Source organism: Methylobacterium sp. WCS2018Hpa-22 (genome assembly GCF_031843785.1).
GTDB lineage: Bacteria > Pseudomonadota > Alphaproteobacteria > Rhizobiales > Beijerinckiaceae > Methylobacterium.
The window spans coordinates 93,618-112,305 of record NZ_JAVTJA010000004.1 but is presented as its reverse complement, the minus strand read 5'-3'; the positions used below and the strand labels follow the sequence as shown (position 1 = coordinate 112,305).

Below are 18,688 nucleotides of genomic sequence, written 5' to 3'. Positions count from 1 at the left end.
AATTTGCATAACTCAACAATCTATGCATCAGAAAATCCCCAATGCTAATGCGCCTGTCATATTTGTGATAGTATAGTAAAATGTGATTTATAGCATATTCTTCGACTATCATGAAGGTGTCGATTTTTCCATTTTCCTTATTGATAATGCCTGGAGTAAAAATCCACTTACGCTCCTTCACGATATTCATTCAAGCACCTCTATGCTGCGCCGCAACATAAATGCCTCACTTAGAGCTCGATGGGATAGGGTGGTCCCATCGAAGAAAACGCGGCCCGGATCGAAGGAACGCCTGCTTTCCGCGAAAAGGCCCTTGACGCCCGTTCCAGCCGAAAGCTATACGCCGCTCCTCGCTGCAGCGGAAACGCTTCAGCCGGGGCGCGTAGCTCAGCGGGAGAGCACTACCTTGACATGGTAGGGGTCACAGGTTCGATCCCTGTCGCGCCCACCATTTCCCTTCGGGCGAGATGGACGAGAGAACAAAAGCCCCGGAAACGGGGCTTTTTCTCGTTCTGGCAGCCCCTCCGTCGTGAACGCACGACTTGCTCGTACGTCGAGGCTTCCGCGTCCATCGCGCCCCAGGCAGCGAATGGCAGTTGTCTCATGCCAGCCACTGTCACGCTTGCGTGAGCCGCCGTCCCGGTCACAGAACCGCCTCAGACAAAGAGTGTAAGGCGAGCGCTTTCATTCGGTGCCGGGCATCTCGGCCACCGTGCCGGATGCCGGAGATAATGATGAGCCGAAACTTGGCATTCTCGAATGCGGTCGGACGGTTCGGCCTCGGATGCAGCGCCATCGATCTGCGCGCCCTCGACGATCCGCGCGGCTACGTTCGCGCTCAGCTCGACATGTCGGTGACGGCGCCCGAAGCCAAACTGATGTCAACGACCGATCAGCTGCAGGCAATGATGCATCGTCGTCAGCTCGCGAAGCAGCGCCGCGAAGCGATGGCGGATGCGGACGGTGCCAAGGTCAAGCTAGGCAGCAATATGGAAGATGGTGCCATGGCGATGGCACCCGGCGCAGAGCCATCAATGGGTGGCGGCATGATGGAGAACGACTCCGAGGCCAAGGCCACTCAGGGGTCGATCACGAAGAACGCCGATGAGCTGATCACCTGGCTCAGACTGGCGGCGGCGACCAAGGCACCTCTGCACGAGCGGCTGTTTCTACACTGGACCAATCACTTCACCATCGGGGCTGGGAAGGGGAAATCCAGCCTTACGGCGGGTTCGTTCCAGCGCGAAGCCATTCGGCCATTCATTCTCGGCCGCTTTCACGACATGGCCAAGGCGGCGATCCTGCACGCCTCCATGCTCTATTATCTCGACAACGCATCCTCGATCGGCCCCGATTCTAAAGTCGGGCGCATCAAGAAATCCGGCCTCAACGAGAATCTCGGACGCGAGGTGCTCGAACTCCACACACTCGGCGTCGACGGGGGCTACAGTCAGGCCGACGTCACGGCATTGGCCTCCGTCCTCACGGGCTGGACCGTGGATCTCAACCCAAAATCCGAGACTTTCGGCGAGGTGGTGTTCCGTGAACGGCTGCATCAACCAGGGCCGAAGACCATCCTCGGTAAGCGTTACGCGGAAGCGGGAGCAGAGGAGTTTCCCGCGGTCCTAGCCGACCTCGTCCGCCACCCATCCACGGCACGCTACGTGACGCGACGGATGGCGCGTGCGTTCGTATCGGAAAAGGCGTCGGACTCTCTTCAGAAGAATCTCGCCAAAGCCTTTCAGGACAGCGACGGCGACCTGAAGGCCGTGACCGCCGCGCTGATCCAAAACGACGAGGCCTGGACCGCCGCTCCCGTGAAGCTCCGCTCGCCGATCGAGTTCCTCGCCGCGACCGGTCGCCTCCTCGGACAAGCGCCGGTTAGGCCATCGCCGAAAGCCTCGCTTCTCGCGATGGGCCAGCCGTTCCTGGCCGCCCCGTCACCCAAAGGATGGGCCGAGGAAGACGATGCCTGGGCGACCTCGGATGGCATCAAGAGCCGGATCGACTGGGCACAGCAATGCGCGACGTTCAACGCGAACTATGTCGATATCCGCAAACTCGTGGACGACCGGATCGGCGGCTATTTCTCGGATGAGACCCGGCGCGTGATCAGGCAGGGCGAAAGCCCCGAACAGGCATTGGCCCTGCTGATGCTCAGTCCGGAATTCCAGCGGCGCTAGCCGGTCGAGAGGCGATGACCCCATGAATCCTCAGGAACACGCCCACCTGCCGACGCGCCGCAACCTGCTGCTCGGCGCCGGCGCCCTCTTCGCCTGGCCCTATGTGCCGAAGGTCTGGGCCGCGTCCGGCCGCGACCCGCGCTTCCTCGTGGTGGTGCTGCGCGGTGGGCTCGACGGCCTGTCGGCGGTGATGCCGGTGGGCGATCCTCAATTCGCTTCGATCCGCTCCGGCTTCAAGCTGTCCCCGACGCACACGCCCTTCCGGCTCGATCCGCTGTTCTCGCTCAATCCGGCCATGCCGAACCTGGCCGACCTCTATGCCAAGCGCGAGGCCACGCTGTTCCATGCCGTCGCTACCCCCTACCGCGCCCGCTCGCATTTCGACGCGCAGGAGGTCCTCGAGAACGGGATGACGCGCTCCAGTTCCGGCGTCGATACCGGCTGGCTCAATCGCGCGCTGTCCCTCATTCCCAAGGCCAAGGGCATCGAGCTGCGGCCGGCCAAGGCTCTCTCCGTCAGCGCGACGACACCGCTGATCCTGCGTGGTCCGGCCCAGGTCGAGACATGGCAGCCGCAGACTCTTCCCTACGCCTCGGCCGATACGCTGATGCGGCTTCAGGCGCTCTACGACGACAAGGACCAGGCCCTGGCAAATGCCCTGCGCGAGGGTGTGCAGGTCGACGATTTCATCGCCTCGGATCCGAGCATGGCGGCCATGGGCAAGCAGCCGTTGAGGGGCCCCAACAGCTTCGCCTCGGCCGCCCGCGCTGCGGCCTCGCTCATGGCGCCCGTCACCGGCCCCCGCATCGCCGTGATGAACTTCGACGGTTGGGACACACACTCGTCCCAGGGCCCCTATGAGGGGCGTCTCGCCAGGAACCTGGCCTCCCTCGATGCCGGCATAGCGGCGATCAAGGAGGGACTCGGCGCCTCATGGGCACAGACCTCCGTTCTGATCGTCACGGAATTCGGCCGCACCGTGCATGTGAACGGCTCCTCCGGCACCGATCACGGAACGGCGACGGTGGCCTTCCTCGTCGGAGGCGCGGTGGCAGGGGGACGGGTAATCGCCGATTGGCCGAGCCTGAAGGAAAGCGCCCTGTTCGAAGGTCGCGACCTCGCGCCGACGACGGATCTGCGCGCCGTGATGAAGGGCCTGCTGATCGATCAGTTCGGGTTCGAGGAGAAGGTCCTGTCGGAAAAGATCTTCCCCGGCAGCGAGAAGGCCCCCGGTATGAGGGATCTGCTTCGGGCCTGACCTGCGCGAGGCGCAGAGGCTACGCCATCGACCCTCGTCAAAAGATGGAGGGGGTCCGTCTGCGCGAAGGGATGCCGACGCCGCCCGGTTCGTCGGTGTTTGGGGGCGCCTCTACGGCGATCTCCACGGCCGGGGGCAGCTGCGCGACCTGTTTGGCGCGAGACGGCGCCACCTTCCCGACGCGCTCGATCCGGACGCCGACATAGTCGCCCCGCCTCCAGGCGAGCTTCACCATGCAGACGAAGTCACGGCCGATGATGCGGAGCAGAAAGGAAGGCGGCAAAGCTTGGTAGGACGGGATGCCGAGCTTGGCACCGGATTTGGAGACGTCCTTCACGGTGCAAGGGATTTCGCTACCGTCCGGAAGGCGGATATTCGCGATCCAGTTGGTTGAGTTCCGGTCCTCGCGCCGCGGCACCGGATCCTGCGACTCGCCCGTCTCTTTGTCCGACCGCACTGAAGACGCTCCGGCGTTTCGCCATTACTCACATCGGCATAAGCCGAGAACGTTTACGGACATCTACTGGCAATCGGAATTTCTCGCGGTGCTTGGCGGCCGATACACGAGGTCGCGCGATCCGAAGCATAAGGCATCGCGGACTTCATCGTCGCCGGATCGGCCCAGATGCGAGGGGACTTCGCCAGTCAAAAGATGCACCTGATCACCCCCACAAAGGCTGGATTGGACCATCAGAGGCGCTGCTGGAGAAGCGCCCGCCGGAAGCAGGCGGTCATAATCCAACCGCACGGGCATGTTTTCGAGTTCTCGAATTCACACTTTTCTTCTAAGAGGAAGAGAGTGTCCGACCGCCGTTCGCAAACGGTATCGCAGACTTTCCTACGAACTAAGCTTGACAATCGAACGTGACGGCGGGGGCGGCAGTGGCTAAGGGGCGGGAATCGGCCGAGATCATTTCGGCGTTGGCAAGTTGCCGGACAGCGTTCATCGGCGTCGCGGTGATGAGCGGTTTGGTCAACATTTTATATCTGACCGGATCGTTCTTCATGCTCGAAGTCTACGACCGCGTCATTCCGAGCCGCAGCGTGCCGACACTGGTCGGCCTGGTGATCCTCGCCCTCGTCCTCTATGGATTTCAGGGCATTCTGGAGACGATCCGCTCGCGTATCCTTGCACGCGTCGGCGCGTCTCTGGACGAAGCCCTCAGCGCGCGGGTGTTCGACATCGTCGTACGGGCTCCCCTGAAGGGTGCCACCCCGGGCGACGGGCTGCTGCCCCTGCGCGATCTCGACCAGTTGCGTGCCTTCCTCGGCGGCACGGGCCCCTCGGCCTTCTTCGATCTGCCGTGGATGCCGATCTACGTCTTCATCTGCTTCCTCTTCCACCCCCTCATCGGCGTCGCCGCGCTCGTGGGCGCGGCGGTCCTGGCCGTCCTCGCCTTGACCACGGATCGCTCGACGCGTGGGCCCTCGCAGACCGCCACCGCCCACGGCATGCGCCGCAACGGATTGGCGGAAGCCGGTCGCCGCAATGCCGAGGTGCTCGCCGCCATGGGAATGCAGGGACGTTTCGCCGATCGCTGGGGTGGTGCCAACCGCGACTACATGCAGTCGCAGATGAACGTCTCGGACGTCGCCAGCGGTTTCGGTGCGGGCTCGAAAGTGTTCCGCATGGCGCTGCAATCGGGTGTGCTCGCCCTCGGCGCATGGCTCGTCATCAACAATCTGGCTTCGGCCGGCGTCATCATCGCCTCGTCGATCCTCGTCGCCCGTGCCCTGGCTCCGGCGGAACTCGCCATTGCCAATTGGAAGGGATTCGTTCAGGCGCGCCAGAGCTGGGCGCGGCTCTCGGAGCTGTTCGCGCGCCTGCCCGCCGCCGAACAGCCCCACGCGCTGCCCGCTCCGTCGCAGGGTCTCGTCGCCGAGAACGTCACCCTCGCACCGCCCGGAACCCAGCGCATCGTCGTCCAGGATGTCAGCCTTTCGCTGCAGCGCGGACAGGGGCTCGGAATCATCGGCCCGAGCGCGTCGGGCAAGTCCAGCCTCGTCCGCGCCATCGTCGGCGTCTGGCCTCCCGTTCGCGGCAAAGTCAGGATCGACGGCGCGGCCATCGACCAATGGTCCAGCGCCGATCTCGGACCGCATATCGGCTTCCTGCCGCAGGAAGTGGAGCTGTTCGCGGGCACCATCGCCGAGAACATCGCCCGGTTCGATCCCAACGCCCAATCGGGCGCCGTCATCGCGGCGGCCAAATCGGCGGGCATCCACGAGATGATCCTGCGCCTCTCGGAAGGCTACGACACGCGGATCGGGGAGGGCGGCGCCGGCCTGTCGGCGGGTCAGCGCCAGCGTGTCGGCCTGGCGAGGGCGCTTTATGGCGACCCCTTCCTCGTAGTGCTGGATGAACCCAACTCAAATCTCGACGGGGAGGGCGAGAACGCCCTGACCCAGGCCATCGTCGGTGTGCGGCAGCGCGGCGGCATCTGCATTGTCGTGGCGCACCGCCCCAGCGCCCTGGCGGCCGTCGACATGATCCTGATGATGGCCGACGGGCGGGCCCAGGCCTTCGGCCCTAAGGACGAGGTGCTCAAGCGCGTCCTTCGGTCGACCCCGGCTCCCGCTGCCGAGCCCGTCGCCGCACAACGAACCGGCGCGAACGTCGCCACCCTGCAGGAGAGCGCGTGATGGCCATCGCACTGTCGCCCGTCGGACTTCCCACCGCCCAGGTCCGCCCCACGGCCAACGGGTCCATCCGCCGCCACCTTGCCGTCGCCATCGGTGTCGGCGCCGTTCTCGTCGTCGGCATCGGGGGCTGGGCCACCTTCACGATGATCTCGGGAGCGGTGATCGCTCCGGGGCAGCTCATGGTCGAATCGGATGTGAAAAAGGTCCAGCATCCCACCGGCGGCGTCGTCGGCGAGTTGCGGGTGAAGGAGGGCGCACGGGTCAAGGCCGGCGACATCCTGATCCGCCTCGACGAGACCCAGACCCGCGCCAATCTCGACATCATCCTGAAGGCGCTCGACGAATTCGCGGCCCGTCGCGCCCGCGACGAGGCGGAGCGTGACGGCGCATCCGAGATCACCTTCCCGGCGGATCTCCTGGCCCGCAAGGCCAAGGATCCGTCCGTCGCGCATCTGGTGGACAGCGAAACCCGCCTGTTCCACGCCAGGGTCGCCGGCCGCGAGGGCCAGAAGGCGCAGTTGCGCGAGCGCGTCTCCCAGCTCGGCGAAGAGATCAAGGGCCTCACCGAACAGGCCGCCGCCAAGGAGCGGGAAACGGCGCTGATCGGGACCGAGCTGAAGGGTGTGCGCGAGCTCTATGGCAAGAACCTCGTGCCGCTCTCGCGCGTCACGGCGCTCGAACGCGACGGCGCCCGGCTGCAGGGCGAGCGCGGGCAGCTCATCGCCTCCACCGCATCGGCGAAGGGAAAGATCACCGAGATCGAACTGCAGATCTTCCAGATCGATCAGGACATGCGCACCGAGACCGGAAAGGAACTCGCGGAGATTCGCGGCCGCTGGTCGGAATATGTCGAGAAGCGCATCGCCGCGGAGGATCAGCTCAAGCGCATCGACATGCGCTCGCCTCAGAACGGCACGGTCCACCAACTGACCGTGCACACGATCGGCGGTCTCGTGGTTCCCAGCGAGCCGGCGATGCTGATCGTGCCCGACGCCGACAAGCTCATCGTCGAAGTAAAGATTCAGCCGCAGGACATCGACAACGTGCGTGTGGATCAGCGCGCGGTCCTGCGCTTCCCGGCCTTCAACCAGCGGGTGACGCCCGAGATCGACGGGATCGTGAGCCGGGTTTCGGCCGACGTCTCGCAGGACCCGAAGAGCGGCATGACCTACTACACCGCGCGCATCCGCATGACGGAGGATCAGGTGGAGCGCCTCGGCAAGGTCCAGCTCGTGCCCGGCATGCCTGTGGAAGCGTTCATGCAACTCGGGGACCGCTCGGTCATCTCCTACCTGACGAAGCCTCTGACGGACCAGATCGCCAAGGCTTGGCGCGAGCGTTGACGGCTCCGAGAGGAGAAGAATGGAGACCCCGACCATGCGTCGGGGCGAGAGTTTGAAGAATCCGCATCATGGGCAGGTCGGTTGCATCTTGCCTTCAGGCGCTCAAGCCTGATATGGCAACCGCCTTTCCGCGATGCGTGAACTGCCATCGCCGAGGACGCCTTACCGAGGTGCCTCGTTCCCGAGACCCTATGGACAGGCGGCGGGCTCAAACCCGGCCGACGTGAGACCGATGAAGATTCGCAACTCCCTCAAGTCCCTCCGTGGCCGTCACCGCGACAACCAGCTCGTGCGCCGTAAGGGCCGCGTCTACGTCATCAACAAGACGCAGAAGCGCTTCAAGGCCCGCCAAGGCTGAGGCTGCGGGCTGCCCGGCAATTCGGGGCAGCCGCGTCAAGCCTGCCTGTTGACGGCGGCGTGAAGGGCGAGGAAGCTCGCTCTCATGACGCTGTCCCGGCACCTCGGCATTCTTTTCAACGCTGCGCTCCTGAGCGCCGCGTTTTTTTCGTTCGGGGCATCGTCCGCCGACGCTCTGCCTCAAGCGAGTCAGGGCCGGGAGACCGGACAGGTCAAGGAAACCGAGAAGGATGCACCCAGGAAGGTGCAGGCGCCGAGCCTCGAAGATCTCTATGCGAGGCTGAAGGCGTCCGAGGACGATGCCGAGGCCAAGGGTATCTCCCGCCTGATCGAGCAGCGTCTCGGGCGCTCCGGCAGCGCCACTGCGGATCTCCTCACCGAACGTGCCCGCCAAGCGATGTCGGGCCGCGACTATGCCCTCGCCGTCGAGTTGATGGACCGCGCCACCACCCTCGAGCCGCAATGGGCGGAGGGCTGGAACCGGCGGGCCACGGTGTTCTGGCTGCTCACCGACCAGACCAATGCCGTGGCCGATCTGCAGCGGACGCTGGTGCTGGAACCACGACATTACGAGGCCTGGGCGGCACTGGGCCGGATCTACCTATCGATGGATGACAAGCGCCGTGCCCTCGACGCTTTCCGACGCGCCTCCGCCATCTATCCGCGCATGGAGAAGCTCCAGAGCGCCATCGACCGGCTTGTCCCCGAGATCGACGGACGGGACCTGTAACCGGACATGGTTCTTCTGCACTGGCTCGGCCTGATCGCGGGCGCGATGCTCGGATTGATCGTCAGCGTGCTTGCGGCCGGCGCTCTCGTGACCTTGATCGTCACCCTGCGGGTCGGCACCAAGTTCCCGCCGCTCGGCCCCTCCGTGGAAGTGGCGGGCGGACGGCTCGCGACGATCCAGGCCGGTCCGAATCCTTCCTCCAGGGGAACCATCGTGCTCCTGCACGGGGCTTCGGCCAATGCGGCCGATCCGATGGAAGGTGTCGGCCGCAGGCTCGCGGAGAGCGGTTTTCGCGTCATCGCTTTCGACAGGCCGGGATACGGCTGGAGCGACCGCCTCGGCGACCGCGATATGGCGAGTCCGGCGGCACAGGGACACGCCATCGCGCAGGCTATCGAAGGTATCGGGACCGGCCGCGTGATCCTGATGGGGCATTCCTGGGCCGGTGCGCTGGCCACCGCCATTGCCCTCGACCATCCGGAGGTCGTGTCCGGCCTCGTGCTGGTGGCGCCGATGGCGATGCCGTTTCCCGCCATGGCGCCTCTGCCATGGTATTACCGCCTCGCGTTGAAGCCCCCGGTCGCTTGGCTGCTCAGCCGCACCGTCACGACACCGCTCGGCCTCTATTATCTCGAACGCGCGGGGCGTGCGGCCTTCCGGCCGCAGGAACTTCCCGGAGATTATCTCGACCGTAGCCGCTCAGCCCTGGTATTGCGCCCCGCGACGATGTTGGCGAATCTCGAAGACCTGATCGGCCTACCCGCAGCCTTGGCGGCCCAGGCTCCGCGATACGGTAAGATCGCCGTGCCGACGGTGATCGTCTCCGGCGATGCGGATGCCGCCGTTCCGGCGACGCGCCATGCGGAGCCTTTGGCCAGGACTATCCCCGGCGCACGCCTCGTTCTGCTGCCGGGCATCGGCCACATGGTGCCCTATATGGCGACGGATGCGCTCGTGGATGCCATTGAGCGCCTCGCCGCCGAGATCGGCGCGACGGAAACTGAACCCGTCGCGCCCTGACAGTCGATCAGGCTCTCGCGGCGTGATCGCGGGTGACGAAGGCGATCCGCACCAGGTTGGTAGCGCCCGGCGTCCCGAACGGCACGCCCGCCACGACGATGACCCGGTCGCCGATCTCGGCGAAGCGTTCGCGAACGGCGAATTTCGCCGCGCGGAAGGCCATGTCGTCCACGTCGCTCGCATCGTTGGTGACGATCGGGTGCGTGCCCCAGCACATGGCCAGCCGCCGGGCGGTCTCGCGCTTCGGCGTGAGGGCGATGATCGTGGCGTTGGGCCGCGAGCGGGCGAGACGCAGGGCCGTCGATCCCGAATGCGTCCAGGCCATGATGGCGGTGAGGCCGAGAGCACCGACCATCTGATGCGCGGCCGCCGCGATGGCGTCCGACGCGGTGGCATCGGGCTCGGAGCGCTGCGCCGTCAGGATCGTCCAGTAGAGCGCGTCGCGCTCCACCTGCTCGGCGATACGGCTCATCATCGAGATCGCCTCGATCGGGAAAGCGCCGGAGGCGCTCTCCGCCGACAGCATCACCGCATCCGCGCCCTCGTAGACTGCCGTCGCCACGTCCGAGACCTCGGCGCGGGTGGGGACCGGCGCGGTGATCATCGATTCCAGCATCTGGGTCGCGACCACGACGGGCTTGCCCAGACGCCGCGCACCACGCGTGATCCGCTTCTGCACGCCGGGCACCTGCTCGAGCGGCATCTCCACGCCGAGATCGCCGCGCGCCACCATGATGCCGTCGGAGATCTCGATGATTTCGTCGAGACGGGTCAGCGCCTGCGGCTTCTCGATCTTGGCCATGACCAGCGCGCGGCCGGCGGCGACCTTCTTCACCTCGGCCACGTCCTCGGGGCGCTGGACGAAGGAGACCGCGATCCAGTCCGCGCCGGCATTGAGGCCGGCCTCGAGATCGCCGCGATCCTTTTCGGTCATCGCCGCAACCGGGATCACTGTGTCGGGCAAGGACACGCCCTTGCGGTTGGAAATCCTGCCGCCGATGACGACCTCGGTCACCGCGCGTCCCTCGGAGACTTCGGTCACGACGAGGCGCAGCTTTCCGTCATCGATGATGACGACGTGGCCGGGCTCGAGCGCGGACAGAATCTCGGGGTGAGGAAGGTAGACGCGATGGATGTCGCCCGGCGTCGGATCCGAATCGAGCACGAAGGAGGCCCCGTTCTCAAGGATCGCGCTGCCCTCGGCGAAGGCGGCGACCCGCAGCTTCGGGCCCTGGAGATCCACCAGGACGGCGATGGGCCGGCGCAACTCGCGCTCGATGGTGCGGATCACCTCGATCTTCTCGGGCAATTTCTCGCGCGGAAGGTGGCTCATGTTGAGCCGGAACACATCCGCACCGGCGCGGAACAGTTTCTCGATCATCTCCGGCGTATCGGAAGCCGGACCGAGGGTGGCGATGATCTTCGTGCGGCGCGAGCGTTTCACTCCGGTCTCCCGTTTTCTTATGATTCCGCCTGTCGTGACCGACCGGACGAATGGAGGGCGAGCGGTCAGAAGCACCGGGGCGGGTCAGGCGTCAAGGTGAGGGGCGCCAGCCAGGAGTGATTGGCCCCCGCCCATCGCCCGGAGTGGCCACCCTAGACGCCGGACTTCGCAGGCACGATAAGCTCGCGCCATCAAGTCGACGAGCCGCCTGGGGAGACGAAGCGTGACGGACAAGGAAAAGGCCGACAAGGATAAGCTGGTCTCCCGGTTGTTTACAACGCTGATCAGGAACGGCGACAGGGAGGGATTTGAAAAGCTTGCAGTGGATCTGAGCGCCGAGTCGGCTCAGGAATGGGGGCCGCTGCTCGATTCCAACCGCGCACTTCTCGCGTTCGAGGACATGGCGGCGCAAGCCGGCCTCGCAGAGCAGTATCGTCCGAAAATCTGGTGGATGCGCAGCCCCTATCCGGGCAATTTCGGCGATATCCTCACCCCTTACGTGTTGTGGCACGCTTTCGGCGTGATGCCGCGCTGGGTTTCCAGCAAGGAGGCCGAGGGCCTCTGCATCGGCAGCATTGCGAAATTTGCCAGACCGGGTATGCGCCTGTGGGGGACAGGTATGCCACGCGCCACCGATCCGCTTTGCCCCACGGCAATTTATGCCGCGGTTCGCGGCCCGCTCTCCCGCAGTGCCGTCCTGGCGGCGGGCGCGGAATGCCCTGAAATTTATGGCGACGCCGCGGTGCTTCTGCCTGAACTCTACGCTCCCGACGTTGCCAAGACTCACAAAATCGGCGTCATTTCGCACGTCCTGCAGGATGCAGAGATCCGGGAGGCGGTCCGCAAGGTTGGGCTCGATCACATCAAAGTGATCTCCCTCCACTCTGTGTCTTTTGAGGATATCGAACGTGTCATCAGAGATATTCTCAGTTGCGAAGAGATAGTCACGACCTCATTGCATGGCCTTATCGTGTCTCATGCTTATGGTGTGCCTGCCCAATACATGAACCTCAATGGAAACACCAACTCCTTCAAAGTCGAAGATTACAAGCTTTCGGTGGGACTTACGGATCCTGCCCTCCAGGGACGGCGCGAGTTTACCAACGTGGATTGGCTCGAAGCTCGCAGCTGCGTACTGCCCCCGTCGCAGATTGATACGGTGGCGCTCCGCGCCGCCTTCCCCTTCCCAGTGCGGAACTCGAGCGAGGCACACTCTCCGAGGACGTGAGCTACACGCAACGAACCTTCGTTTATCATCTCCGCGTCAGATGCAGCTCGACGCAAGCGAACAGCTTAATCAAGCATCCCCTCCACCGTGCCCTTGGTAAGAACACTCCTATTCGAGCACAAGCGAGCTGGCGGGACATCCTATAGGTGCCCCGAGGTTGAGTGCGTTGGAACTGGAGTACATTGAACCGGAACATGTTCGCATCGGCACGGAACCGTTTCCCAATCAATTCCTGCGTATCTGAATCTGGATCGAGGCCGGCGCCAATCTTCGGGCGGCGCGAGCATTTCAATACGGTTTACATTTGATTAGACGATGCACTTCGAATTCAAACTGCCAATTGGGGCGCCCCTCCCGAGCACCGCAACGAAAGACGCGCCAAGCTACAAATCCTCGTTCTCCACGGCACCACACGAGAGTTGTTGACCAAATTTGGAGCCAGCGTGCACGGAAGACGACCCCCTAAGCCCGCCAATCTCCGCGACCACGCACTCGAACGATTGGCCCATCAATCAGACCTTACAATGCCAAATTTACCTACTAGGAAAAGGCCTTCGGGTTTACAGCATCACCCGACATGCGGTACCTCACACGGGAGAGATCTCACGTCCGGCAAGTTTGCGCCAGAATTCGACAGGAGTGAATTTAGTGAACGAACAGCATACCCCTCCTCGCTCCGAAAAAGCCGAAATGAAGCGCCAGGCTCGCATTAAGGCGCGCAAAGACGCAAATATTGAGACGCGGAAAGCAGAGCGGAAGCAAAAGCGCGCTGCTCTTCGCGCATCAGATTCTACGAAATCTTGATTTACTGCTTAAAACACAACTAATAGCAGGTCATTGTCCAGTGCAACCCAGCGAATCTTCAACAATCGCTAGTCATGCACAAGAAGCAGTAAGGCTTTGCCGCGACGAAGCGGCAGCCAATCGCTGGGATCGAGTAATCGCGATTACCGACAACTCCAATCTGATCACGCAACAACCACAGTTGCTGCTTCAACGGTTGCAGGGTGCTTTCATCCTGTCCGATGACAATATTATCAACTGTATTTTAAAGGATCTTCCCGAAGCCGCGCTTCCGCATGAAATCAAATTTGCAACTGTACGGCAACTTTCGATGAACAAGCGCGCACATTTGGCAGCTCAACTGCTTCTAGACACGCCATCTCTTCATGAGACGACGCGCTTCCTTAAATCGACCGGCCTCGTTTTCAAACACCTTCGTGACGCTAATCTCAAACGCGCGCTTCTCGATCTGGTCGCGAAAGTGAGCCGCGGTGGATCATTGATCAAACCTACCGCTACTTCACTAACCTTTGCCGATCAGCCCGCACAAGATTCCTTCGGTAGTGTGAAGATCGTTGCTTCATCTAAAACGGACAAGCATCATCTCAAGGGCCTAAAGCGCGAGGTCGCGGTCTTCAATCGGCTTATGGCACGCCCGCTGAAACCTGTCATCTCCGAGTACGAGAACGTTTTCACTCATCCGTCTGGGCAAATTTGGACCGAAAATAAGGAAATCGTTGTATCGAAGGGGTTCCCCCTCGATGTCACAGATAGAACGCAAGTGCAAAATATTTCGCTTGCGTTTGGAGCCAATCGCGGAAGCAGCGGAATCTATCACTGGCTCATCGATTATCTTCCAAGACTTGCCTGGATCCATAGCAGCGGCCTGATTGAGAATAAAGGATGCCGGATCCTTCTTAACGCTGCACGGTCCAGTTTCGAGCAAGAAACACTGAATATGCTTGATCTTGGAAATGCTGTTCAGAAGCTGAACAGCACGGTCTTCGTTGAACGCCTACTGGTCGCGCGGGTAGGTTTCCGCGGTATGTTGGGATGGCGTCATCTAGACGGCATCTACGAAGAGCTCGGAGAACGTGCGAGCGCCTTAGCAGCAAACAACAACGTAGAATTGCCAGACCGTGTCTATGTCACGCGACGTGATGCTGTCCGGCGTGTGATGAAGAACGAGGCTGATGTAGAAGCCGTAGCGAGGAAGCTTGGATTCACCGTTATGGAGTTTTCCAAGATTCCCCTCTGGCATCAATTTGCGATCGCCCGAAAAGCTTCCGTCATTATGTCTCCTCACGGCGCTGGACTATCTCACATTGTCGTCTCGAAGCCTGGACTTCGCGTAATCGAAATCCTTCCGATCATGGATGGAACGTATCAGCTACGTTTCAACTATGCTCGCCTTTCAATTGTTAAAGGTCATCAATACTCCGCATGGCTCGAGCCGCAGTATCCCGGCTTCGATGCATGGACGGTCGATCTACCGGCCTTCACGATCTTTTTGAAGAAGGCCCTCAGGGAGTCGGCGCCGCCGGCTGGCTCGGATCCGTGAGCTGGATCGTCCAGCTTTTCTGCTCGCCGGTATCGACCTCATAGAAGCCGTTGCGATCGAACCCGCGGGCGAGGCAATCCTCGACGCCGTGGATCGTGAACTCGGCGTCCTTGGTGCACATCAACGAGCGACCGTTCCATTCTCCGCCGCGAGTATAGTCCACGGCGAACACGTAATAGAATCTCGAGGCGAGTGCCCCGCGCAGCAGGGTCTCGCAGCCCTTGGGGGCCACGTCCCACCAGCCTTCCGTCACCCACCCCTGGCCGTCGCGATATCCAAGTGCGATGCCGACCTTGCTCCCGGTTTGGTTGCACATACGGAGGTCCGCTTGGGCCGGCAAGGGCCGAGCGACGAGGCAGGCAAGAACGAGGCCGGCCAAGACCGCCCCCCGCCCGTAAATGGGAGAGGGGCGGCGACAGCTCACGTCGTCAACCGACGAGAATGATACGGCAATCATTGACATTGGTGCGTGTGGGACCCGGTTGGACGAGGTCGCCGATCGTGGCGAAGAACTTCGTCGAATCATTGTCCGCCAGCATGGCAGCCGGGTCGAGGCCGGCGGCGCGGGCGCGCTCCAGCGTGGTCGGGTCGACAAGCCCGCCGGCTGGATCGGTGGCCGCGCCACGTCCGCCATCGGTCCCGTCGGTATCGGCGGCGATGCCGAGGATGCCGGATTCGCCATCGAGGCCGATCGCGAGGGCGAGGGCGTATTCCTGGTTCGGGCCGCCATGGCCCTCACCGACGATGGTCACGGTGAGTTCGCCGCCGGAGATGATCGCCACCTTGCGGCCGGCCGCCTTCATCTCCTTGGCGAGGGCGGCGTGTTCCGCCGCGACCTCACGGGCTTCCCCCTCCACATCGGGGCCGAGCATCACGACCTCGTAGCCGGCGCGCTTCGCGGCCTCCGCCGCCGCATCCAGGGCGTTGATGGGACGGGCGATGATGCGGTATTCGGCGCGGGCGAAGGAAGGGTCGCCCGCCTTCGGCGTCTCGTTGGCCGGGTCGTTGAGGAGCGCCTTGGCGGTCTCCGGCAGGGGAATGTTGCGGCGCTCGCAGATCTCGCGCGCGTCGGCGAGCGTCGAGGGGTCGGGCACGGTCGGGCCCGAGGCGATCACCGCCGGATCGTCATGCGGCACGTCGGAAATCGCCAGCGTCAGGATCGAGCGCGCGTTGCGGGCCATCATGGCCAGCCGGCCGCCCTTGATCCGGGACAGGTGCTTGCGCACCGCGTTGATCTCGTTGATCGGCGCGCCGGAGCGCAGCAACGCCTTGGTGATCGCCTGTTTCTCGCCGAGGGTGAGATCGCCGGCCGGCGCGATCCAATTCGCCGATCCGCCACCCGAAAGCAGCACCAGCACATCGTCTTCCGGACCGGCATCGGCGGCGATCTTCAGGGCGTCGATAGTGGCGTCGATGCCGGCCTGGTCCGGTACCGGGTGTCCGGCCTCGACCATGCGGATCATCGGGGCTTCTTCGCCGTAGCCGTGGCGGGCCACCGCCAGACCGACGATGCGGCTCTCGTCGACGCCGTGCTGCTCCCGGTAGAACCGGCTCGCGACCGCGGCCATGCTTCCGCCGGCCTTGCCGGCACCGAGGATGATCAGCCGACCCGTGCCGGGGGCGGGCAGATGCGGCACCAGGCAGCGGGAGGGATGCGCGGCGGCGATCGCCTCGTCGAGGAAGCCGAGAAGCAGGCCGCGAGCGGCGTCGTGGGAGGAAGGGGAGGGAGCGGGCGAAGTGTGTGAAGGCGCGGTCATGGCGTGTCCGTGTCTCATCAAGGTCCGATCGCGCGGGCCGGATTGCTTGTCCGCCGGATTATTGCCGTGGCGGCGCGATCGCCTATACGTGCTGTGCCCGAGCCCTGCCGCCTCGGCAAGCGTGCGATGACCCGACCGGCGGCGTGTTTCATGCCTGAAGAGGGGGATTTCCTCCCGATCGGCCCCGAAGGACCGTGCCCGCCTCATGTTTCCGCCGCATCCCGTCGAGACGATTCCCGGCGATCCCGCCTCGGGACTCCTCCTTATCTGCGAGCATGCCTCGAATCACGTTCCGGAGGATCTGGCGCAGCTCGGGGTGCCCGAGCGGGAATTCGCGCGCCACATCGCCTACGATATCGGCGCGGCCGAGGTCACCCGGCGGCTTGCGTCCCATCTCGGCGCTCCGGCCATCCTCACGCGGTTCTCACGCCTGATCATCGACCCCAACCGGGGACGCGAGGACCCGACGCTGGTCATGCGTCTGTCGGACGGCGCCGTGGTGCCGGGCAATGCCAGGATCGACGAAGCCGGAAAGGAGGAGCGCATCCGCCGCTTCTATGTGCCCTTCGACGAAGCAGTGGATACGGCCGTCGCGCAGGCCAGGGAGGCAGGCGTGCCGCCCTCCATCGTCACGATGCACAGTTTCACGGCCTCGTGGCGCGGCTATATGCGGCCCTGGCATGTGGGCATCCTGTGGGACAGGGACGACCGTATGAGCGCGCCCCTCATCGCCGGGCTCCGCACCGACCCGGCCGGGCTGACGGTGGGCGATAACGAGCCTTATGGCGGCGGCCTGCCGGGTGACACGATCGATCGCCACGCCATCGCACGCGGCCTTCCCAACGCCCTCGTGGAGATCCGGCAGGATCTCATCGCCCTGGAGCCGGGCCAGATCGAATGGGCGGCGCGTTTCGCCAAGCTCCTCCGACCGCTGATGCCGAAAGCCGGCTGACTTTCATTCCGCGATGAACAGACAGCACATACGAAAGCGGCGGGGCTCAGGCCCCGCCGTTTCCGTCATTCCCTCAGCCTCTGTTTAGCGGGGGCCGCCCGAGGTGCGGCCGTACTGCCAGACCGGGAAGCTGTTCTGCTCGGCGTTGCCTTCCTGGGCGGAATCGACGCTGCGGCGGCTGACGACCGACCCGGTGGTCAAGTCGTCATCGGCGAGGACCTGACGGCCTGCACTTCCGGGAGCCGCATAGGCCGAGATACCGGCGGGCGCATTATAGCTCTGAGCGAGAGCAGGCGAAGCAACGATGCCGAGGCTCAAAGCAACAGCGGCGACGGCGGAAGCGAGACGAGTGTTCATGACTATGTCCTATTGAATGTCGCGGTCTCCGTCAGAGGGCGGTGGGCCGTGAGTTCTTGTGTAGCCCCGATGTAGGACGAACCCTGCCGCAACGTCGTGCGGTTTGGCACCTGCATGCGCGAGACGCCGGGCGAGCGCTGATTTGAGGCCTTGCGATGCGTCAGGCGCAAGGGAGCGAAGAGAAATGTCCGGCGCCTCCCGCATTCTCGCGGGAGGTCATGCGCGCGCAGGAACGCCGGGAAAGCCATGCGTCCGAAAGCCATGCGCCCGAGAACGGGACCGCGCGTCAGCGATGGTATATCCTCGCGCGAAAGCGGTGACCGCCCGCGAGCCGAAGGATGAGGAAACTGCCATGACCGAGATCGACACCGCCACGCAGACCGAATTGGAAGCCGCGGTGTTCCGCCGCCTCGTGGTGCATCTGCAGACGCGCAGCGACGTCCAGAATATCGACCTCATGAACATGGCCGGCTTCTGCCGCAACTGCCTGTCGAACTGGATGAAGGACGCCGCCGACGAGCGCGGCCTGGGCCTCAGCAAGGACGAGACTCGCGAGCGCGTCTACGGAATGCCCTACGAGGAATGGAAGCGGCTGAACCAGGCCGAGGCCACGCCCGAGCAACAGTCGGCCTTCTCGAAGGCGCAAGCCGAGCCGCACTAAGCTTCCGGTAAGCGTGATCGCTTAACCAGCCTCCTCCGGCGCATCCCACCCGATGCGCCTCAGATCAGGAATTGAGACGCTCATGGCCGCTTCCGCCGCACCCGCCGTCGATGCCTCCTCGGTTGCCGCCGACCAGCTCAAGAGCTTCATCGAGCGCATCGAGCGCCTGGAGGAGGAAAAGGCCGGCCTCGCCGGCGATATCAAGGACGTCTATGCCGAAGCCAAAGGCACCGGCTTCGACGTGAAGGCCCTGCGCAAGATCATCTCCCTGCGCAAGAAGGACCATGCCGAGCGGCAGGAGGAAGAAGCCATCCTGGAGCTCTACATGCAGGCCCTCGGCATGGTGTAGCCCGACATCGCGCGGCGCTCCATCGAGGCCGAAGGCGGCCGTCTTCCCCTGACCGACTGGGC

The 18,688-nt window shown here is 63.8% G+C and carries 17 protein-coding genes and 1 tRNA gene; 13 read left to right on the top strand and 5 right to left on the bottom strand.

Annotation, left to right across the window (positions count from 1 at the left end; all coding sequences use genetic code 11):
• Positions 1 to 376 precede the first annotated feature (376 nt).
• The 3 genes from RQI43_RS06980 (at position 377) to RQI43_RS06970 (ending at position 3,441) form a co-directional block, all read left to right on the top strand.
• Positions 377 to 451 (top strand) — tRNA-Val (locus tag RQI43_RS06980).
• Positions 452 to 746: 295 nt separating this feature from the next.
• On the top strand, positions 747 to 2,183 hold the full coding sequence (locus RQI43_RS06975; RefSeq protein WP_311274663.1) for a DUF1800 family protein: 1,437 nt from the start codon (positions 747 to 749) through the stop codon (positions 2,181 to 2,183).
• A 22-nt stretch (positions 2,184 to 2,205) separates the two neighbouring features.
• Positions 2,206 to 3,441 (top strand): DUF1501 domain-containing protein, encoded by a 1,236-nt coding sequence (locus RQI43_RS06970; protein ID WP_311274662.1) that lies wholly within the window; start codon positions 2,206 to 2,208, stop codon positions 3,439 to 3,441.
• Between the two features lie 37 nt (positions 3,442 to 3,478).
• Here the strand turns inward: RQI43_RS06970 and RQI43_RS06965 are convergent, their stop codons facing one another.
• The gene (locus tag RQI43_RS06965; protein WP_311274661.1) at positions 3,479 to 3,898 is read right to left on the bottom strand and encodes a PilZ domain-containing protein; all 420 of its coding nucleotides are present in this window, start codon (positions 3,896 to 3,898) and stop codon (positions 3,479 to 3,481) included.
• Between the two features lie 503 nt (positions 3,899 to 4,401).
• Between RQI43_RS06965 and RQI43_RS06960 the strand changes: the two genes are divergently transcribed.
• The 5 genes from RQI43_RS06960 (at position 4,402) to RQI43_RS06940 (ending at position 9,534) form a co-directional block, all read left to right on the top strand.
• The gene (locus RQI43_RS06960; protein ID WP_405030565.1) at positions 4,402 to 6,084 is read left to right on the top strand and encodes a type I secretion system permease/ATPase; all 1,683 of its coding nucleotides are present in this window, start codon (positions 4,402 to 4,404) and stop codon (positions 6,082 to 6,084) included.
• Positions 6,084 to 7,427: an HlyD family type I secretion periplasmic adaptor subunit gene (locus RQI43_RS06955; protein WP_311274660.1), complete on the top strand. Its 1,344-nt coding sequence runs from the start codon at positions 6,084 to 6,086 to the stop codon at positions 7,425 to 7,427. The genes RQI43_RS06960 and RQI43_RS06955 overlap by 1 nt, the downstream gene beginning before the upstream one ends.
• Before the next feature lie 232 nt (positions 7,428 to 7,659).
• On the top strand, positions 7,660 to 7,785 hold the full coding sequence (gene ykgO, locus RQI43_RS06950) for a type B 50S ribosomal protein L36 (protein WP_003601867.1): 126 nt from the start codon (positions 7,660 to 7,662) through the stop codon (positions 7,783 to 7,785).
• 84 nt (positions 7,786 to 7,869) lie between these two features.
• Entirely contained in the window at positions 7,870 to 8,514 is a 645-nt protein-coding gene (locus tag RQI43_RS06945) for a hypothetical protein (RefSeq protein WP_311274659.1), read from the top strand.
• 6 nt (positions 8,515 to 8,520) lie between these two features.
• Complete coding sequence (locus tag RQI43_RS06940; protein WP_311274658.1) at positions 8,521 to 9,534, top strand: alpha/beta hydrolase; 1,014 nt, start codon at positions 8,521 to 8,523, stop codon at positions 9,532 to 9,534.
• A 7-nt stretch (positions 9,535 to 9,541) separates the two neighbouring features.
• On the opposite strand, the gene pyk is transcribed toward RQI43_RS06940, so the two are convergent.
• Positions 9,542 to 10,978 carry a pyruvate kinase gene (gene pyk, locus RQI43_RS06935; protein ID WP_056429184.1) on the bottom strand — a complete coding sequence of 479 codons (1,437 nt, stop codon included), beginning with the start codon at positions 10,976 to 10,978 and terminating at the stop codon, positions 9,542 to 9,544.
• 223 nt (positions 10,979 to 11,201) lie between these two features.
• Here pyk and RQI43_RS06930 point away from each other — a divergent pair, with 223 nt between their 5' ends.
• Positions 11,202 to 12,206, top strand: a complete 1,005-nt coding sequence (locus RQI43_RS06930; protein WP_311274657.1) for a polysaccharide pyruvyl transferase family protein — start codon at positions 11,202 to 11,204, stop codon at positions 12,204 to 12,206.
• A gap of 844 nt (positions 12,207 to 13,050) precedes the next feature.
• Positions 13,051 to 14,550 (top strand): glycosyltransferase family 61 protein, encoded by a 1,500-nt coding sequence (locus tag RQI43_RS06925; RefSeq protein ID WP_311274656.1) that lies wholly within the window; start codon positions 13,051 to 13,053, stop codon positions 14,548 to 14,550.
• On the opposite strand, the gene RQI43_RS06920 is transcribed toward RQI43_RS06925, so the two are convergent.
• Positions 14,513 to 15,007 carry a DUF1036 domain-containing protein gene (locus RQI43_RS06920; protein WP_405030564.1) on the bottom strand — a complete coding sequence of 165 codons (495 nt, stop codon included), beginning with the start codon at positions 15,005 to 15,007 and terminating at the stop codon, positions 14,513 to 14,515. The two genes, RQI43_RS06925 and RQI43_RS06920, sit on opposite strands and share 38 nt — an antisense overlap.
• Positions 14,979 to 16,307, bottom strand: a complete 1,329-nt coding sequence (locus RQI43_RS06915; protein ID WP_311274654.1) for a glycerate kinase — start codon at positions 16,305 to 16,307, stop codon at positions 14,979 to 14,981. The genes RQI43_RS06920 and RQI43_RS06915 overlap by 29 nt, the downstream gene beginning before the upstream one ends.
• 205 nt (positions 16,308 to 16,512) lie before the next feature.
• On the opposite strand from RQI43_RS06915, the gene RQI43_RS06910 reads away from it, so the two are divergent.
• Positions 16,513 to 17,259, top strand: coding sequence for an N-formylglutamate amidohydrolase (locus RQI43_RS06910; protein WP_311274653.1), 747 nt, complete (start codon positions 16,513 to 16,515; stop codon positions 17,257 to 17,259).
• 84 nt (positions 17,260 to 17,343) lie between these two features.
• On the opposite strand, the gene RQI43_RS06905 is transcribed toward RQI43_RS06910, so the two are convergent.
• Positions 17,344 to 17,616 (bottom strand): hypothetical protein, encoded by a 273-nt coding sequence (locus RQI43_RS06905; protein ID WP_311274652.1) that lies wholly within the window; start codon positions 17,614 to 17,616, stop codon positions 17,344 to 17,346.
• Positions 17,617 to 17,968: 352 nt separating this feature from the next.
• On the opposite strand from RQI43_RS06905, the gene RQI43_RS06900 reads away from it, so the two are divergent.
• On the top strand, positions 17,969 to 18,277 hold the full coding sequence (locus RQI43_RS06900) for a DUF1244 domain-containing protein (RefSeq protein WP_311274651.1): 309 nt from the start codon (positions 17,969 to 17,971) through the stop codon (positions 18,275 to 18,277).
• An 82-nt stretch (positions 18,278 to 18,359) separates the two neighbouring features.
• Positions 18,360 to 18,626, top strand: a complete 267-nt coding sequence (locus tag RQI43_RS06895) for a DUF2312 domain-containing protein (protein ID WP_018044356.1) — start codon at positions 18,360 to 18,362, stop codon at positions 18,624 to 18,626.
• Positions 18,627 to 18,688: the final 62 nt, after the last annotated feature.